Annotated in this window: 14 protein-coding genes and 1 pseudogene; 9 read left to right on the forward strand and 6 right to left on the reverse strand. The window is 69.4% G+C overall.

Going from position 1 to position 15424, the window contains the following annotated elements; all coding sequences use genetic code 11:
- The first annotated feature begins 263 nt into the window (after window positions 1-263).
- The gene (locus IF28_RS0132280; protein ID WP_030227922.1) at window positions 264-2096 is read left to right on the forward strand and encodes a glycoside hydrolase family 3 protein; all 1833 of its coding nucleotides are present in this window, start codon (window positions 264-266) and stop codon (window positions 2094-2096) included.
- A gap of 53 nt (window positions 2097-2149) precedes the next feature.
- On the opposite strand, the gene IF28_RS0132285 is transcribed toward IF28_RS0132280, so the two are convergent.
- Together IF28_RS0132285 and IF28_RS0132290 are read right to left on the reverse strand one after the other, a co-directional pair.
- Window positions 2150-4234 carry an NPCBM/NEW2 domain-containing protein gene (locus tag IF28_RS0132285; protein ID WP_030227925.1) on the reverse strand — a complete coding sequence of 695 codons (2085 nt, stop codon included), beginning with the start codon at window positions 4232-4234 and terminating at the stop codon, window positions 2150-2152.
- 197 nt (window positions 4235-4431) lie between these two features.
- Complete coding sequence (locus tag IF28_RS0132290; RefSeq protein WP_030227927.1) at window positions 4432-4872, reverse strand: VOC family protein; 441 nt, start codon at window positions 4870-4872, stop codon at window positions 4432-4434.
- Window positions 4873-5084: 212 nt separating this feature from the next.
- Here IF28_RS0132290 and IF28_RS39305 point away from each other — a divergent pair, with 212 nt between their 5' ends.
- From IF28_RS39305 to sigJ, 3 genes are all read left to right on the forward strand, one after another.
- The gene (locus tag IF28_RS39305) at window positions 5085-5261 is read left to right on the forward strand and encodes a hypothetical protein (RefSeq protein WP_158713732.1); all 177 of its coding nucleotides are present in this window, start codon (window positions 5085-5087) and stop codon (window positions 5259-5261) included.
- Window positions 5262-5400: 139 nt separating this feature from the next.
- A complete protein-coding gene (locus IF28_RS0132300) occupies window positions 5401-6135 on the forward strand; it encodes an SDR family oxidoreductase (RefSeq protein ID WP_030227930.1) in 735 nt (244 codons plus the stop codon).
- Between the two features lie 83 nt (window positions 6136-6218).
- Window positions 6219-7187: an RNA polymerase sigma factor SigJ gene (sigJ, locus tag IF28_RS0132305; RefSeq protein WP_030227931.1), complete on the forward strand. Its 969-nt coding sequence runs from the start codon at window positions 6219-6221 to the stop codon at window positions 7185-7187.
- Window positions 7188-7314: 127 nt separating this feature from the next.
- Here the strand turns inward: sigJ and IF28_RS0132310 are convergent, their stop codons facing one another.
- Window positions 7315-7497 (reverse strand): hypothetical protein, encoded by a 183-nt coding sequence (locus tag IF28_RS0132310; RefSeq protein ID WP_030227934.1) that lies wholly within the window; start codon window positions 7495-7497, stop codon window positions 7315-7317.
- 307 nt (window positions 7498-7804) lie between these two features.
- Between IF28_RS0132310 and IF28_RS0132315 the strand changes: the two genes are divergently transcribed.
- On the forward strand, window positions 7805-8764 hold the full coding sequence (locus IF28_RS0132315; protein ID WP_030227937.1) for a hypothetical protein: 960 nt from the start codon (window positions 7805-7807) through the stop codon (window positions 8762-8764).
- Window positions 8765-8807: 43 nt separating this feature from the next.
- Here the strand turns inward: IF28_RS0132315 and IF28_RS36645 are convergent.
- Window positions 8808-9502, reverse strand: a pseudogene (locus tag IF28_RS36645) (type 1 glutamine amidotransferase domain-containing protein).
- Between the two features lie 362 nt (window positions 9503-9864).
- Here IF28_RS36645 and IF28_RS0132325 point away from each other — a divergent pair.
- Window positions 9865-11589: an MOSC and FAD-binding oxidoreductase domain-containing protein gene (locus IF28_RS0132325; protein WP_030227941.1), complete on the forward strand. Its 1725-nt coding sequence runs from the start codon at window positions 9865-9867 to the stop codon at window positions 11587-11589.
- Window positions 11590-11719: 130 nt separating this feature from the next.
- On the opposite strand, the gene IF28_RS0132330 is transcribed toward IF28_RS0132325, so the two are convergent.
- On the reverse strand, window positions 11720-12433 hold the full coding sequence (locus tag IF28_RS0132330) for an SDR family NAD(P)-dependent oxidoreductase (protein ID WP_030227944.1): 714 nt from the start codon (window positions 12431-12433) through the stop codon (window positions 11720-11722).
- Window positions 12434-12807: 374 nt separating this feature from the next.
- Here IF28_RS0132330 and IF28_RS0132335 point away from each other — a divergent pair, with 374 nt between their 5' ends.
- The 3 genes from IF28_RS0132335 to IF28_RS0132345 all read left to right on the forward strand — a co-directional run bounded on the left by IF28_RS0132335 (window position 12808) and on the right by IF28_RS0132345 (window position 14281).
- The gene (locus IF28_RS0132335) at window positions 12808-13110 is read left to right on the forward strand and encodes a muconolactone Delta-isomerase family protein (protein WP_030227947.1); all 303 of its coding nucleotides are present in this window, start codon (window positions 12808-12810) and stop codon (window positions 13108-13110) included.
- A gap of 116 nt (window positions 13111-13226) precedes the next feature.
- Window positions 13227-13598 (forward strand): SgcJ/EcaC family oxidoreductase, encoded by a 372-nt coding sequence (locus tag IF28_RS0132340; RefSeq protein ID WP_030227949.1) that lies wholly within the window; start codon window positions 13227-13229, stop codon window positions 13596-13598.
- 59 nt (window positions 13599-13657) lie between these two features.
- Window positions 13658-14281 carry a TetR/AcrR family transcriptional regulator gene (locus IF28_RS0132345; RefSeq protein WP_030227951.1) on the forward strand — a complete coding sequence of 208 codons (624 nt, stop codon included), beginning with the start codon at window positions 13658-13660 and terminating at the stop codon, window positions 14279-14281.
- A gap of 78 nt (window positions 14282-14359) precedes the next feature.
- On the opposite strand, the gene IF28_RS0132350 is transcribed toward IF28_RS0132345, so the two are convergent.
- Entirely contained in the window at window positions 14360-15301 is a 942-nt protein-coding gene (locus tag IF28_RS0132350) for a LysR family transcriptional regulator (RefSeq protein ID WP_030227953.1), read from the reverse strand.
- Window positions 15302-15424: the final 123 nt, after the last annotated feature.

Genomic DNA, 15424 nt, shown 5'->3' on the forward strand with positions numbered 1-15424 from the left:
GCCTCGCGCGCGGCACGTCCCGCGGCCCCGGCCTCCGCCTGCGCGCGACGTCCGGCACGGGACAGGTGCCAGAGCCGGCCCTCCCCCCGGATGTGGGCGCCGTCCCCCCGTAGCGAGAGCCCGCGAGAGCCGCTCCTTGTCTAGACCTACTTTGTCTAGACCTCTTGCCCCACTCGCCTCCGCGGGCTACGTTTCCCGCGTTCGGAGTACCGCACGTTCCCTTCAACTCCCGTACTGGGCAAGGCTGGAAGGAGCATGTCCGCATGCAGGACCGGAGTCTGTCCAGGCGTACCGTCCTCACCTCCGCCACCGTGGTCGCCGCGAGTGCGACCGGCGTCGTGGGCGTGGCGGCGACCCCCGCGGTCGCGCACCGGCGCGACAGCCGCCTCAAGAAGATCATCTCCAGGATGAGCATCGAGGCGAAGATCGGCCAGCTGTTCGTGCCCTACTTCCACGGAACGTCGGCGACTTCCCCCAGCCGGTCCGACCAGGACCGCAACCTCGCGGCCCTCGGCGTCCGCACCGTGGCCGAGCTCATCGCCAAGTATCACATCGGCGGTGTCATCTACTTCCACGGCTGGACGAACAACATCCAGGACCCCCGCCAGATCGCGGAGTTGAGCAACGGCGTGCAGCGGGCCTCGCTCGCCCTGCCCACGCCCATCCCGGCCCTGATCTCCATCGACCAGGAGCACGGGGTCAACGTCCGCATCGGCAGCGGCGCCACCCAGCTCCCCGGCGCGATGGCGCTCGGTGCGGGCGGCTCGCTCTCCGACGCGCGCACCGCCGGATGGATCTCGGGCACCGAACTCGCCGCCCTCGGCATCCATCAGAACTTCGCCCCGGTCGCCGACGTCAACGTCAACCCGGCCAACCCCATCATCAACATCCGCTCCTTCGGCGCCGACGCCCGCGACGTCGGCCGGATGGTGGCTGCCCAGGTGACGGGATATCAGCAGGCCGGCGTCATAGCGTGCGCCAAGCACTTCCCGGGGCACGGGGACACCGGCGAGGACAGCCACACCGGTCTGCCCGTGATCACCCACACCCGCGAGGAGTGGGACCGTATCGACGCCCCGCCCTTCAGGGCCGCGATCGCCGCCGGTGTCGACTCGATCATGACCGCGCACCTCCAGGTCCCCGCGCTCGACCCCAGCAACGACCCGGCCACCCTGTCGCCCGCGATCCTCCAGGGCGTACTGCGCGGCGAACTCGGTTTCGACGGTGTGATCGTCACCGACGCCCTCAACATGCAGGGCGTGCGCACCAAGTACGGCGACGACCGCGTCCCCGTCCTCGCCCTGAAGGCCGGCGCCGACCAACTCCTCTTCCCGCCGGACATCGCCGTCGCCTACAACGGCGTCCTGGCCGCTGTCCGCAGCGGGGAGATCACCGAAGCCAGGCTCGACGAGTCGGTCCTGCGCATCCTGCGGATCAAGGAGAAGGCCGGCCTGCTCAGCGGCAGCCCCTATGTCCCGCGGAAGGAGGTCGACCGGATCGTCGGCGCCCGCCGGCACCGGCACGCCGCCGCCCGCATCGCCGAGCGCACCACCACCCTGCTCGTCAACGAGGACAGGACGCTCCCGCTGCGCCGCAGCCAGAGGAAGCTGCTCGTGGTCGGAGCCAGCCCCGCCTTCCCGACCGACGACACCCGCACGACCGTGCCCGAACTGGCCGCGGCCTTCGACGACCTGGGCTACCGCACCACCCACCTCGCCACCGGCCGGACCCCCGACACGGCGAAGATCGACGAGGCGGTCGCCGCCGCACAGGGCCGCGACGCCGTGATCGTCACCACCGACAACATCAACGCGACCAGCCCCCAACGCACCCTCATCTCCCGCCTGCTCGCGACGGGCGTCCCCGTCATCCACCTCGCGGTGCGCAACCCCTACGACATCGCCCACCTCGCCGACGTCCGGGCCTCCTTGGCCTCCTACTGCTGGACCGAGGTCGAACTGCGCGCCGCCGCACGGGTGATCGCCGGCCGGGTCGAACCGCGTGGCAAGCTCCCCGTGCCCATCCAGCGGGCCGACGACCCGACCCGGTACCTCTTCCGCTCCGGACACGGCCTCTCGTACGACGGCGTCGACTGAAGCCGGACAGACGCCCGGCCGGGGGAGCCCCGGCCGGGCGTCACACGCACTGATCAGCAAGTGGCGTCGAGACCCGCCCAGTTGGCCCGGTCGTTGTAGCCGCCGTCGCCGCCGTCCCCGACCACCAAGTCGAGCACCCGGACACCACTCAGGTCGACATCGGCCTCGCGGACGTCGTCGCGGCCCAGCACGCCGCTGTCGTACAGCACCCGTCCGTCACCGATCACCTGGAACGTCGAAGTGCCGCCGTCCGGACCGACGTTGCGTACCGCGTCGTCGATGCCGACGGTCGTCGTCAGCCGGGTGCACCGGTCGCCGAGGTAGTAGCGGACGGTGGAGGGGGAGGCGACGCCGAGGCCGGTCGCATACTCCTGGCCGAGCATGCTGATCGGCGTCCAGCCACCGACGCTCCGGTCGACCGTCGGGCTCATCCACCCGCTGGTGGCGCTGATCCAGTCGTGGTGCGACAGCACGACGTCACCGTCCGGCGCCACCGGCGCCACCACCAGAGCCGCGGCCGTCTCCTGCTCCAGCCGCCCCTTGCCCGTCACCGCGTACGACGTCGTGGCGGTCAACGCGGTGCTGCCCGGAGCGGCGTCGGCCGGCAGAGTCACGTCGAAGGCCAGAGCCACGGAGCGCCCGGGCGTCAGCAGTTTCGGCGCCCTGCCGACCGGCCGGACCGTCCAGCCGTCCGGCACCGACAGTTCGACCCGCGGTGCGAACACCGGCCGCGCACCGTCGTTGCGCACGGTGACCTCGACCTGGGCGCTGTCGCCGCCGGCGGCCACCGGGGCGACCCCGGCCGGCACCGCGTCGCCGCCGACGTCCGTCACCTGCGGCAGACCCGCCACGACATGCGGAACACCGGGCTTGCCCGTCGCCCGGCCGACCCGGAACAGGGCCGCGCCATGGGCGGGGACGGCGGCACTGATGGTGCCGGCGCTCTCGGTGACCCGGTCGGTCCAGACGTCCTCGAGGGCGAACCGCTTCCCGGACAGCCCGACCGACCGGGCACTCGTGGTGAGCGTCGCCGGACTGTCACCGCGGTTCAGCAGCAGCACCGCGCGGTCACCGTCCGCCAGCCGCTTCACCCACGTCTCCGTCGTACCGGCAGGGCCGACACGTACGGCCTGGACGCCGGCGGTGTCCTGGTTGATCGCGAGGACGTCGCGGTCCTGGAGGATGCCGAGCGAGGTCTCGCTGAGCTCACGGATGTCGCTGCCGATCACCAGCGGTGCGGCCGCCACCGACCACAGGCTCATCTGCGTACGGAACTCCTCGTCGTTCATCCCGAGTTCGGGACCGAGGTAGTCGGGGTCGTTGAAGTGCCCCGGCCCGGCGACCTCCGGGTGCCGCGCGTTCGCGTCGTAGTTGCGCAGCACGTCCTTGAACTTGATCTCGCCGACGAAGCCGACGTCCGTGTACGTCCGCCAGGACTGCGCGATCCCGGGCGCGTACGACCAGGAGTGCGTCGACTGCTGCTCCTCCGGGTAGTCGCCCCAGTCCGGGGAGGTCACCGGGTTGCAGAGGTTGAAGAGCATGGGGCGCCGGCTGGCGTTGTTGCGCAGCGCCTTCGCGAACTCGGTGTACACCGTCTTCGGGTCGAGGTCCGCGGCGATCCCGCAGAGGTAGTCCACCTTGACCGCGTCGAACTCCCAGGCGGCGAACCGGTCCGCGTCACGCTGGTAGTGACCGTGGCTGCCCAGACCGCACTTGCCCGGAATGTAGGGACCGGCGTCGGTGTAGATGCCCGCCTTCAGCCCCTTGGCGTGGATGTAATCGACCAGCGGCTTCAGCCCGTTGGGGAACTGCTCGGGGTTGGGCACCAGGTCGCCGGCCGAGCTGCGCGGTGTCGGGGCCGCCCAGTTGCCGTCGATCCAGACGTACTCGTAGCCGGCGTCGCGTAGACCACTGCTGACCAGGAAATCGGCCGTCGACCTGATCTCCGCCTCGGTCGGATCGCCGCCCAGGGCGTAGTACGTGTTCCAGCCCATGTACGGCGTCGGGCTCAGCATCTGCCCGGCTCCCGCCGGTGCCGCGGCGGCCTCGTCACCGGCCAGGGGAGCGGCTTGGACGGGCGCCTGTGCGACCAGCAAGCCGGTCAGCAGAGCCAGCAGGACGGTGAGATGTCGTTTCACATCGGATCCTTCGCTGTCCGATCAGGCGTGCGACCCGTCCCTGCCGTGAGCGGTGATCGCGCCGCGGGCCCGGTCAACAGCCGCACGCCTGCGATTGTTTGCCAGGATCTTCCAGGGGCCGCCGCCGCGCGTCAATAATATTTCCTAAATTAAGATTTAGCGGTCAGGGGGCGCCTCCAGCGCCGAAGCGGCGGAACCTAGCCGATCCTTTCGGCCAGAGCGAGGATGATCCCCGACGGCCCACGGAGGTCGCAGAGACGGTAGAGGTCCTCGTACTGCGCCACCTCACCGAGCAGCTCGGCGCCATGACCGCGCAGGCGGGCGATGGTGTCGTCGATGTCGTCGACGGCGAACATGACACGGTGCAGACCCAGTGTGTGCGGTGGCGGGTCGAGCGGCCCGGCGGCGACCGCCTCGGGTGCGTGGAACTTCGTCAGCTCCAGCCTGCCGTGCCCGTCCGGGGTGCGCATCATCGCGACGGCACTGCGAACCCCGTCCAGGCCGAGCATCCGGTCCGGCGTGGCTCCCTCGATCAACGCCTCGCCCTCCAGCTCCATGCCGAGCTCGGTGAAGAAGGCGACGGCGGCCTCCAGGTCGTCGACGACGATGGCCACGTTGTCCATCCGCTGAATCGCCATGAGGTACTCCTGCTTCGTCGCGGGGTCGGTTCCGGCAACCCGACTATGCCGTACCACCCTCCGAAGCCACGTCACGTTCCGGCCGCCGGCCACGACGAGCGGACGCGGCCGCACAGGGCAACGACCGCGGAGATCGTCCATAGCGGCGGACGACACCTCACGGAGGACATGATGGGCAGGCTGGGCACACTACGGAGAAGGGGCGTGACACCATGCCGGACAGTGAACCGGACGTCATGTACGCCGACACCGCCACCGGCATCTCCTTCGCCCTGACCAAGACCCGCCTCACGCGCCACTTCACCACCGCACAACGACTCGCCGACCCGACGGCCGGCGGAGAGCGGCCCGGACGCGTGAGTCGCCGCTGTCTCCGGGCACCTCCTTGATCGGCCGCCGTCGGCCGACGGCCTCGCCCATGACCTGAGTCACTCCTGTCGCAAGCCTGCTCCGCCGCCTCACATTTTTCCTGCCTGCGTCGTCATGTCGGTGAGGGCGGCGACCGGCGCCCCGGAACGGAGTGAGGAAATGAAGGTCTTCATCGCTGGTGGGCGCGGCCGTGTGGGGTCCCGTCTCGCAGACAACCTGGAAGCCAAGGGCATCGAGGTGGTCCCGGGAGGACTCGAGGACGGGATCGACGTGATCTCGGGCAAGGGACTCGCCGAGGCTCTCGTCGGAGTCGACACCATCGTGAACGTCCTCAACACCCCCCGCTTCGACGCGGAGGGGGCGATCTCGTTCTTCGAGGGAGCGATCGGCAACCTGACCGCGGAGGGCGGGCGGGCAGGTGTGCGTCATCACATCGTGCTCTCCATCGTCGGCGTCGGCGAAGGGGACGCATCCGAGATCGGGTACTACCTCGGCAAGGTGGCGCAGGAGAAGGCCGTACGATCCGCGCCGATCCCCGCCACCATCATCCGGGCCACCCAGTTCCAGAGTTACATTCCTGTCCTCATCGACCAGCACACCGTGGACGGGAAGGTTCTCGCTCCGAGGTCGTTCATCCAGCCCGTCGAGCTGGACGAGGTCGTCGAACTGCTCGCCGAGGCCGTCACGACCCTGGAACCGGGAAGTGCGGTCGAGATCGCCGGACCCGACCGCTTTTACCACGACGACCTCTTCCGCGCCACCCTGGCCGACCGCGGAGACAGTCGTGAGGTTGTGACCGTGGAAGGGCAGGAGCCCCTCGAGGCCATGGTTCCGCGCGGCGCGCATCGGAAAGGCCTCGTGAGGTACCCGATTGCCGGGATCCCCACCGCCTGAAGGCGACAGTAAAAGGATGCGGGAACGTTCCACTATGTGCCGATAGTTCACGCGTGCCGCGCTCCAATGGGAAAGGGTGCCCCATGTCGGAAGATCTTCCCGCCGAATCCGCCGAATCCGGTCGCGCCGAGTGCGAGAAATCGCCGGCTCTCGATTCGGTCATGGCGGAGCGGCATCGTCTGCTGTCGCTGGCCTTTCGCATGATGGGCACCCTGGCCGATGCCGAGGACGTCGTGCAGGAGACTTATGTGAGGTGGTACCGCCTCGAGCCCGAGAAACGGGACGCCATTGCCGCGCCCGCGGCATGGCTGACGCGAGTCGCGAGCCGCATCTCACTCGACCTGCTGGGTTCCGCGCGGGCACGGCGGGAGACGTACGTCGGACAATGGCTGCCGGAGCCGGTTCCGGCCGACCTCTTCGCGGACACGGCGAAGGCGCCGCTGAACTCCGCTCGTCTCGCCGCTGACCCGCTCGAACGTGTCACCCTCGATGATGCCGTCAGCATGGCATTGCTGACGGTCCTCGAGTCCATGACGCCGGCAGAGCGAGTGACGTTCGTGCTGCATGATGTGTTCGGCGTCCCATTCGACGAGATCGCTGATGTCGTAGGCCGTTCAGCGGCGGCGACGAGGCAATTGGCGACGTCCGCGCGCCGCCACGTTCGCCGAGGAAGACGCGCACAGGTCGCTCCCCACCAGCATGACGAGGTCGTCCGGGCATTCCGTGGCGCAACTGTCGGAGGGAATATCGAGGAACTGCTCCGCGTGTTGGCTCCGGACGTCGAACTACGAGTGGACGGCGGCGGCTTCGTCAATGCGGCACCTCAGGTCATCCGCGGCTCCGATCATGTGGCCCGGTGGCTCATGGGAGTGATGCGCAAGCAGCCCGCCCTCCGTTTCGAGCGACGCGACACCGCGGACGGTCTCGGATACATTCTTCGAGACGAGGGGCGTCGGTACGGGTTGGCCACCTTCGACGTCGGTGACGAACGCGTCACGAGCGTGTGGCTGATGCTGAACCCCATGAAGCTGACGAATTGGCCACTCGACTGACAAGCCATTGCTCAACACCAGGCCATGCGGCTGATCGCCGCCGGACGCACCAACGACCTGGCGTACGACCACGGCTCGGTCCCCGGCCACCTCCACGGCCGAAATCCGTCCAGGACCCGCGGGGGACCTAGCGGCGGCTGTTGCGCAGTCGGGTGATGGCGGCCTGAAGGCCCTCGAAGGCGTGCTGCTCATGGCGTGGGGTGGTGCGCGCCGCCGGCAGCAGGCTGTCACGCGCTGCCCGCGCCCGGGCGTAGGCGTCGAATCGGACGAGGACCTCGTCGACGAGATCCGAGGGCGGGGGAGGGGGCATGTGAGGGTCGTCCTGGGACGGCATGGAGGGTCATTTCGGGGGAGGGGGTCGAGAACGCCAAGCGGCGGCACAGCCGCGGGACGCACAACCGTGCACGTCGCGGGGAACCATACGTAGCCACGTCACCCACCGGCAGGCACCGGGTTCGGCAACCTGGCGCCCCGCCACATTGCCGGAACCGGGCAAGGTGAGCCGGAGCCAGTGCGCCCGGTGCGAGCTCTGCCTTGCCCACCCGTTGTGCCACTACACTCGCCGTGGCACGACGGAACACGGTCAGTAACCGGCCGGAAACGAACGGGGGAGCGGTATGGCGACGGGGGGATGGGGTCCGGGAAACGGCCCAGGTCAACCAGGGGGCAACGGCCCGGGAGGCCAAGGCGGCTGGGGCGCTCCGTACGGACCACCGCAGGGCGGCCCCTACGGTCCACCGCCACCGAACCCGGCCGGCCCCTACCCGAACCAGCCGCCGTATCCCTACGGGCTCCAGCCCGCCAGGCGCCGCCGCGGCTGTCTCTCGCTGGCTTCCCCCTTCGGGCTCGTCGGCGCGATCCTCCGCTCCGCGCACCGCGCCGCCACCAGGCTCTTCGCACAGGACGGCGACGGCCGGATCGAAGACCGCACCGTGGACCGGGTCCAGCTGGCCCGCACGATACTCGGCGCCGCCGCCACCATCGCCCTGATCCTCGCCTACAACGTGAACCCGGACCGCTGGGAGGACGCGGCGTACGGCGGTGCCGCCCAGCTGCTCGTCGCCCCGTTCGTGCTGATCATCGCCGCACCGCTGGTGATCGTGGGCTTCATCTCCTACGCACCCCCGCACCTGCGGCCGCATCTCCGCTCCCGGCTGCGTACCCCGCTCAAGGCGGTGGGCTGGTACGTGCTGGCGCTGATCGTGATCGGGGGAGTCCTCGCCCTCACGGCCATGACGGTCAACGCCGACGACGGGAAGGACTGGTGGGAGTACGTTCTCGCCGTCGCCTCGCTCATCGTGATCGTGTGGGGCTTCCCCTTCTTCTTCATGGCGTCGCTCTACTCGGCCCGCAGCGCCTTCAACAGCGCCCAGGTCCACCCGATGCTGCCGCCCGTCCTCACCCTCACACTGGTCTGGGTGTTCGCGGCCTTCAGCCTGATCGGCGACGGCATGCCACCCGGCCCACCCCTCGTCCAGCTCTGCTCCACCCTCGGCGGCCCGCTGACGGTGACCGCCGTCTCCCTGTGGGAACTACGCCGGATGCGAACCCGCTTCGGCGTCACCCTGCGCACCTGATCCGGCCGGCCGGCACCCTTCCTGAGGGCGTGAACTCCCGCCCTCAGGAGAGGACTTCGAGCAGCCGGTTCGCGAGGACGTCGGCCGAGTGCGGGTTCTGCCCCGTGATCAGGTTGCGGTCCTCCACCTGTACGGCTCCCACATGGGGCCACGGCTGAACTCGACGCCGATCTTGTCCTTGAGTTCGTCCTCCAGCAACCACGGCGCCTTGGCCGCCAGCCCTACGGCTTCCTCCTCGTCGTTGGTGAAACCCGTGACCCGGTAGCCCTTGAACGGCGACTCCCCGTGGATCCTCGTGGCCAGCAGGGCCGAGGGGGCATGGCACACGATCGCCAACGGCTTGCCCGAGGCGAGCTGCGCGGTGAGAATCCGTCCGGCGTCTGCGTCCAGCCACAGATCCGACATCGGGCCATGACCACCGGGCAGATAGACCGCGTCGTAGTCCTCCAAGCGGACGTCCGACAACTTCAACGGGCGGCGCATGACCTCGGCGGAACGGATGATGGACTCCAGTTCAAGAGCCCCCTCCTCACCCCCGGCCATGGAGGGACGCAGGCTCATCATGTCGACACTGGGCGTCACACCGTTCGGTGTGGCGACCACGACCTCGTGCCCCGCATCGGTGACCTTCTTGTACGGGAGCGCGAACTCCTCGGCCCAGTAGCCGGTCGCGTACCGCGTACCGTCCTTGAGCACCCAGTACGTCGCACCGGACACCACGAAAAGTATCCTCGCCATCTGCATGCACCTTCTCTCCGCAACGGACATGTGCATCGGTTCGGAGGATCAAGACACGAGAAACCAGCCTAATCCCCTTGCCGCACAGGTGCATCCGCAGCCGGGGTCCACCGCGGCACCGACGTGAGCGAGACCGAGACCCGCAGACCTTCGAGCGCGACCACACGTGATGTCCCGCGGTGGTCCGGCCGTACGAGACCGTGTCCGGGTAGTGCTTGCGCAGGTCGGCCATCGTCATCCGGTCGAACACCCGGTCGGGAAGGACGCCGCGCGTGTGCAACCCGGATGCACCAGCGGCTCACCCGCGAAACGATGGGTGGACGCGGTGGCGAGTGAACCGGGCGCCGGAGAGGAGAACGTTCATGCCCTCGTTGCTGTCGGTGAACGTCGGAATGCCGCGGGACGTGTCCTGGCAAGGCAGGACGGTGCACACCGGCGTATGGAAGGAACCGGTATCGGGCCCGGTGATGGTCCGCCGCCTCAATATCGACGGTGACGGACAGGGCGACCGGGCGGGACACGGCGGTGAACAGCGTGCCGTCCTCGTCTACCAGGTGCAGTCCTACCGGTACTGGCAGGAGCATTTTCGCCGAAACGACTTCGTCCACGGTGAATTCGGTGAGAACCTGACCGTCGACGGCCTCGGTGACGCCGAAGTGTGCATCGGCGACCGTTACGCCATCGGAGAGGCGGAGTTCGAGGTCACCCAGCCCAGAGTCACCTGCTATCGCGTCGGGATGCGTGTGGGGGAGCCCGAACTGCCCGCCCTGCTGGTGAGTCACCACCGCCCCGGCTTCTACATGCGGGTGATCCGAGAAGGCCACATCCAGGCCGGTGACCCGATCGTGAAGACACGCACCGGACCGGGTCCGCTGAGTGTGGCCGACGCCGACGCCCTGCTCTACCTGCCCCACCGAGACCCCGACGAGCTCCGCCTCGCCCTGTCCATCCCCGCTCTGAGCCCCGGGTGGCGCAACTCCTTCCACGACCTGCTGGCCGACGCCGACCGCGGCACGGCGGCCCCCGGCCCGACCTGGACGGGCTTTCGCCCGCTGCACGTGGACGAGGTGGTCGCCGAGAACTCCTTCGTCACCTCCCTGTATCTGAGCTCGCCCGACGGAACCCCCCTGCCGGAAGTCCGGGCCGGCCAGTACCTCACACTGCGGCTTCCCTCGGTCGCACAGCCGGCGCCCGTACGCAGCTACTCCCTGTCCTCGACGCCGGTCGACGGACGGTACAGGATCAGTGTCAAGCACGAACCCCACGGCACGGTGAGCGGCTACCTGACCACGCGGGCGCATCCGGGGGAGTTGCTCGACGCCGCGGCGCCCCGCGGGGAGTTCGTGTTGACGGACGGCAGCGAGCCGGTGGTTCTCGTCTCGGCCGGTATCGGCCTGACGCCGGTGCTGGCCATACTCCACGAACTCGCCGCCCACCACCGCGAACGCGAGGTCTGGTGGATCCACGGCGCCCGCCGGCCCGAGGAGCATCCGCTCGCCACGGAAGCCCACGACCTGGTCACCTCGCTCCCGCACGGGCACGAGCACATCTACTACAGCTTGGCCGCACCCAGAGACCGACACGGCGGTGGCTTCTCGTACGGGCGGCTCACGGCGGACATCCTGACGGCCCTGTCCTTGCCGGCCGACGCCATCGCCTACCTCTGCGGACCCGCCGTCTTCATGGCGGACATGCGGCAGGCCCTCGAGTCCGCGGGTATCGAGGCCGACCGTATCCACGTCGAAGCCTTCTCCCCCCTGCCTTCCACGAACCCGGGCGTCACCCCGCGGTCCGCCGTATCGCCCCATCAGCCTGCGGGCGCGCCGGGTACCGGACCCCAGGTGTCATTCGCCCGCAGCGGCATCTCCACCCCGTTCCCCGATGACCGACGCAGCCTGCTCGAACTCGCCGAAGCCTGCGACGTCCCGACCCGCTGGAGCTGCCGTACCGGCGTATGTCACACCTGCGCCACACCGCTGTTGTCCGGCACGGTCACCTACGAGCCCGAACCGCTCGAATCGCCGCCGCCCGGCGAGGCGTTGATCTGCTGCGCCCGACCGGACGACGACATCGTCCTCGATATGTGAACAGCGGAAGACGCCCCAGTACAGCGGCAATGCGACGACTGCGAACACGTACCGGTCCGACCGGGGCCGAGACGGCAGGTCGTCCGGCACCGGGTGCGGGCGGCGACCGGTCGTCGCCCGCACCCGCCGATCAGTGACCGGCGCTCTGACCACCGTCGACGTGCAGTACCTCGCCGGTGACGAACGGCGCGTTCTCCAGGAACAGAACGGCGTCGACGATGTCACCGATCTCACCCATCCGCCCGACCGGATGCAGGGCGGCGAACGTGTCGAAGTTCTCCTCCGCATGCATCGGGGTCTTGATGACGCCCAGGGCGACCGCGTTGCTGCGGATGCCCTCGGACGCGTACTCGATGGCCAGCGCCTTGGTGGCCGACTGCAGGCCGCCCTTGGTCAGGGAGGCCAGCACCGACGGCACGGCGGACAGGGCGTGGTCGACCAGGCTCGTGCCGACCTGGACGACGTGGCCGCGGCCTTGGCGGAGCATCTGCTCGACGGCGAGCTGGGTGAGGCGGAAGAACCCCGACAGGTTGACTCCGACGACCGCGTCGAAGTCCTCCCGCGTGTACGCGGTGAACGGCTTGGCGACGAAGAGTCCGGCGTTGTTGATCAGGGTGTCGATGCGGCCGAACCGTTCGATGGCGGTGGCGGCGACGCGCTCGGCCGTGGCCGGGTCGGAGATGTCGCCCTGGACGGCCACGACGTCGGGTTCGTCCGAGGCGGCAATGGTCCGCGAGGTGGCGACCACGGCGTAACCGAGCTTGCGGTAGGTCTCGACCAGGGCGGCGCCGATGCCCTGGGACGCGCCGGTGATCACGGCGACCTTCTTGGCGGAGCTGCTCATGATGTCCTTCTTCGCTCTCGAGTGGGGGTGACGGTGCCGGCGCGTGTGCATCGGCCGGTCGTGAGCAAGAACCAGACGACCGGTCGTCTAATTTCCGGCCTTCCCGCCGCGAGTGTCGTCCCGGAACGCTCTGACCTGCGGTGAGAGGCTGAACCTCCCAGCAAGGAGGAAAGGGGTCATGGAGCGCGTCATGGAGAAGGCAGGCGTCGAACGGGCACGACTGTACGGTGAGCTAGGGAAAGGTGACCGGTCGTCTAGTCGGTTTCACCGTCATCCGCGCGCAGCCGCCCCCCTGGCGGAGCGTGCGACCCGATACCCCTCGCCGTCCGGCGACGACCGGCCGACCATGGACCCACTCACTCAGGAGGAACACGATGGACGAGTTCTTGGTCGTACTCACCACGACCGTGCCGCAGGGGACGGACCCCGCCGAGGTCGACCGGCGTCGCGCGGCCGAGTCGGTCCGGGCGAAGGAACTGGCCGGCAGCGGTCACCTCGTTCGGTTGTGGCGGCCGGTGGGCGAGCGTCACAGCATCGGTCTGTGGCGCGCGGAGGACGAGGCGGACCTGCGCGAGAACGTCATCGGCAGCCTGCCCCTGTGGCCTTGGATGACCGCCGACGTGACCGCCGTACAGCCGCACCCCAACGACCCGGGGCCTGCCGCCCCCACCGCGTGATCTCCACCCCGGCCGTGACCGGCAAGCGGGCCGAACCCATGGACCCGCCCATCCTTCACCACGAACGCCGATCGCCAGGCGCGACCGGTGTCGCACGTCAGCGAGAGGACTCGGCGATGAACGGAACAGCGGAGCAGGAAGCCGTCGTACGCGGCGTCATGGACCAGTGGAAGTCCGCGGTCGACGCGCACGAACCGGAGAAGGCCGCGGCGCTCTTCACCGAGGACGCCATCTTCCAGGGACTCCATCCCTACAGCGTCGGCCGCGAAGGCGTCGCCCGGTACTACGACTCCCAGCCCCGCGGGCTGGCGGCCGAGTACTCGTTGCTCGAAACCCGGAGCCTCGCGGACGGCGTTCTCCTCGGGTATCTCGCGGTCGACTTCACCTTCACCGACAAGCCGGGCATTCATGTCACCCTCAGCGTCGTCCTCAAGCGCGACGGTGCCCGGTGGTACCTCACCCACTACCAGGTGACCAGGCTCGACTGACGCTCCGCCCGGGCTGTTCCGCCTCCGAGGTGATAGACGAATGGTCGTATACTCGACGCATGGGGCGCACGAGTGATGCCGGAAGCAGGATCCTCGGCGCCGCGCGGTCGCTCATCGAACTGCGGGGCTACTCCGCGCTGGGTGTGGCGGAGATCTGCAAGACGGCCGGGGTTCCCAAGGGCAGTTTCTACTACTTCTTCGACTCCAAAGAGACCCTCGCGCTGGCCGTGATCGACGAACACTGGGCCGCTCAGCAGCGGGACTGGGAACGCGTCCTCGGAAGCGATGACGTGCCGTTGCAGCGGCTCCGGCGGTTGTTCGAGGAGACCGAGGCCGCGCAGCGCGCCGGCCAGGCCGCCCGCGGCACGGTCTCCGGCTGTATGTTCGGCAACCTCACCCTGGAGCTGAGCAATCAGACCGACGCGATCCGGAGCCGCCTCCAGCAGATCTTCGACGCCCAGGTCGACATGGTCGAGGGTGTGATCAGCGAGGCGCTGCGGCAAGGAGCCGTCTCGGTCGCCGGCACCCGTGCCGCGGCCCGCTCGGTGGTGGCCCAACTGGAGGGCCAGGTGCTGTTCGCGAAGCTCTACAACAACCCGGCCCGGCTCGATGCGCTGTGGGACGACTGCCTGGCGCTGCTCGGTGCCCACCCCTCCCGGCCGGCTGGCGGACACGCCACCTGACCGGAGCGAGAGGCCGCCGAACTCCGCGTCCGCGCCCGGACGGGGTACGGAGCGTCATACGCGGAGTCCACGCCGACATCATGGCGCCTCGGACGGCCGGCGCCGGTACGGGTCGCCGTCGGGGAGCCAGGCGTCGGGTCCGTCGAGGCCCAGGTCTCCCACGTCGTCGCACAAGGCGTCGACCACGCCGGTGACTTCGGGGCGTGAGTCGCTGCGACGCCACACGAGCGACCAGGTCCAGTGGATCTCGGGCGCCACGACGGGACGCCGGACCAGATCAGGAGGGACCGAAGCGGTCTGTCCCTTCGGGGAGTTGACGACCGGGCGGCCGGTGCGGCGGACGTGGTCGAAGAACGCCGGCCCGGTGATGCCGTTGTCGGAGATGCGTATTGCGCGTGCCCCCGTGTCCCGGGCCAACCGCTCGGCGTACGCGTTCCACGACGACCAGGAGGTGGTGTCGTCGTCCAGCAGGACGACGGTGTCCCGGGCCGCCACATCACCGGTGTCGCCCGCCGGCGCGAGGGCGTGGAGCCGGTCGGCGCCGACGAGCCTGGAGCGCAGGCCGAGCCTCTCCAGATCCCCCGTCCGCACCCAGCACACGGCCAGGTCCAGGCTCCCGTCGGCGACCCGCCCGGCCTGGGTGTGCGAGGGCGCCACCCACGCGTCGACGTGCACCTGCGCCACGGACGACGTGCGGGCGAGGAGGTCCGCCGGGACCCAGTTGACGTAACCGAGTCGGATCGGCTCCGAACCGGACAACCGGCGTGCCTGGTGCCGGAAGCCGTCGGCCTGTTCCAACAGGGCACGCGCACGCGGAAGCAGCGCCGCACCGGCGGTGGTGAGCGCCACCGAGCAGCGGTCGCGGTCGAACAGCCGCACGCCGAGATCCCGTTCCAGAGCCTTGATCTGCTGGGACAGGGACGGACCGGCGATCAGGAGCCGTTCGGCGGCCCGGCCGAAGTTGAGCTCTTCGGCGACCGCCACGAAGTACCGCACCTGACGCAGCTCCATGCCGGACATGCTATGCCGCGTGGAGCCGGGCCCTCCCGCAGAGAGGACACCGGTCGGGGCCCGGCGGTCCCGCAACGAGCCCCGCCCTCCACGCGTGCTTATCGTGTCGGGGGAGTGGTTGAATGCCCTGGT

The organism is Streptomyces sp. NRRL WC-3626, from assembly GCF_000718785.1.
Classification (GTDB): Bacteria; Actinomycetota; Actinomycetes; order Streptomycetales; family Streptomycetaceae; genus Streptomyces; species Streptomyces edwardsiae.

What these genes read in the sequence shown, in the direction of transcription:
- IF28_RS0132280 (WP_030227922.1), top strand. Translation starts at nt 264, where the DNA reads ATGCAGGACCGGAGTCTGTCCAGGCGTACCGTCCTCACCTCCGCCACC.
- IF28_RS0132290 (WP_030227927.1), bottom strand. Translation starts at nt 4,872, where the DNA reads ATGGCGATTCAGCGGATGGACAACGTGGCCATCGTCGTCGACGACCTG.
- IF28_RS39305 (WP_158713732.1), top strand. Translation starts at nt 5,085, where the DNA reads ATGCCGGACAGTGAACCGGACGTCATGTACGCCGACACCGCCACCGGC.
- IF28_RS0132300 (WP_030227930.1), top strand. Translation starts at nt 5,401, where the DNA reads ATGAAGGTCTTCATCGCTGGTGGGCGCGGCCGTGTGGGGTCCCGTCTC.
- sigJ (WP_030227931.1), top strand. Translation starts at nt 6,219, where the DNA reads ATGTCGGAAGATCTTCCCGCCGAATCCGCCGAATCCGGTCGCGCCGAG.
- IF28_RS0132310 (WP_030227934.1), bottom strand. Translation starts at nt 7,497, where the DNA reads ATGCCCCCTCCCCCGCCCTCGGATCTCGTCGACGAGGTCCTCGTCCGA.
- IF28_RS0132315 (WP_030227937.1), top strand. Translation starts at nt 7,805, where the DNA reads ATGGCGACGGGGGGATGGGGTCCGGGAAACGGCCCAGGTCAACCAGGG.
- IF28_RS0132325 (WP_030227941.1), top strand. Translation starts at nt 9,865, where the DNA reads ATGCCCTCGTTGCTGTCGGTGAACGTCGGAATGCCGCGGGACGTGTCC.
- IF28_RS0132330 (WP_030227944.1), bottom strand. Translation starts at nt 12,433, where the DNA reads ATGAGCAGCTCCGCCAAGAAGGTCGCCGTGATCACCGGCGCGTCCCAG.
- IF28_RS0132335 (WP_030227947.1), top strand. Translation starts at nt 12,808, where the DNA reads ATGGACGAGTTCTTGGTCGTACTCACCACGACCGTGCCGCAGGGGACG.
- IF28_RS0132340 (WP_030227949.1), top strand. Translation starts at nt 13,227, where the DNA reads ATGAACGGAACAGCGGAGCAGGAAGCCGTCGTACGCGGCGTCATGGAC.
- IF28_RS0132345 (WP_030227951.1), top strand. Translation starts at nt 13,658, where the DNA reads ATGGGGCGCACGAGTGATGCCGGAAGCAGGATCCTCGGCGCCGCGCGG.
- IF28_RS0132350 (WP_030227953.1), bottom strand. Translation starts at nt 15,301, where the DNA reads ATGTCCGGCATGGAGCTGCGTCAGGTGCGGTACTTCGTGGCGGTCGCC.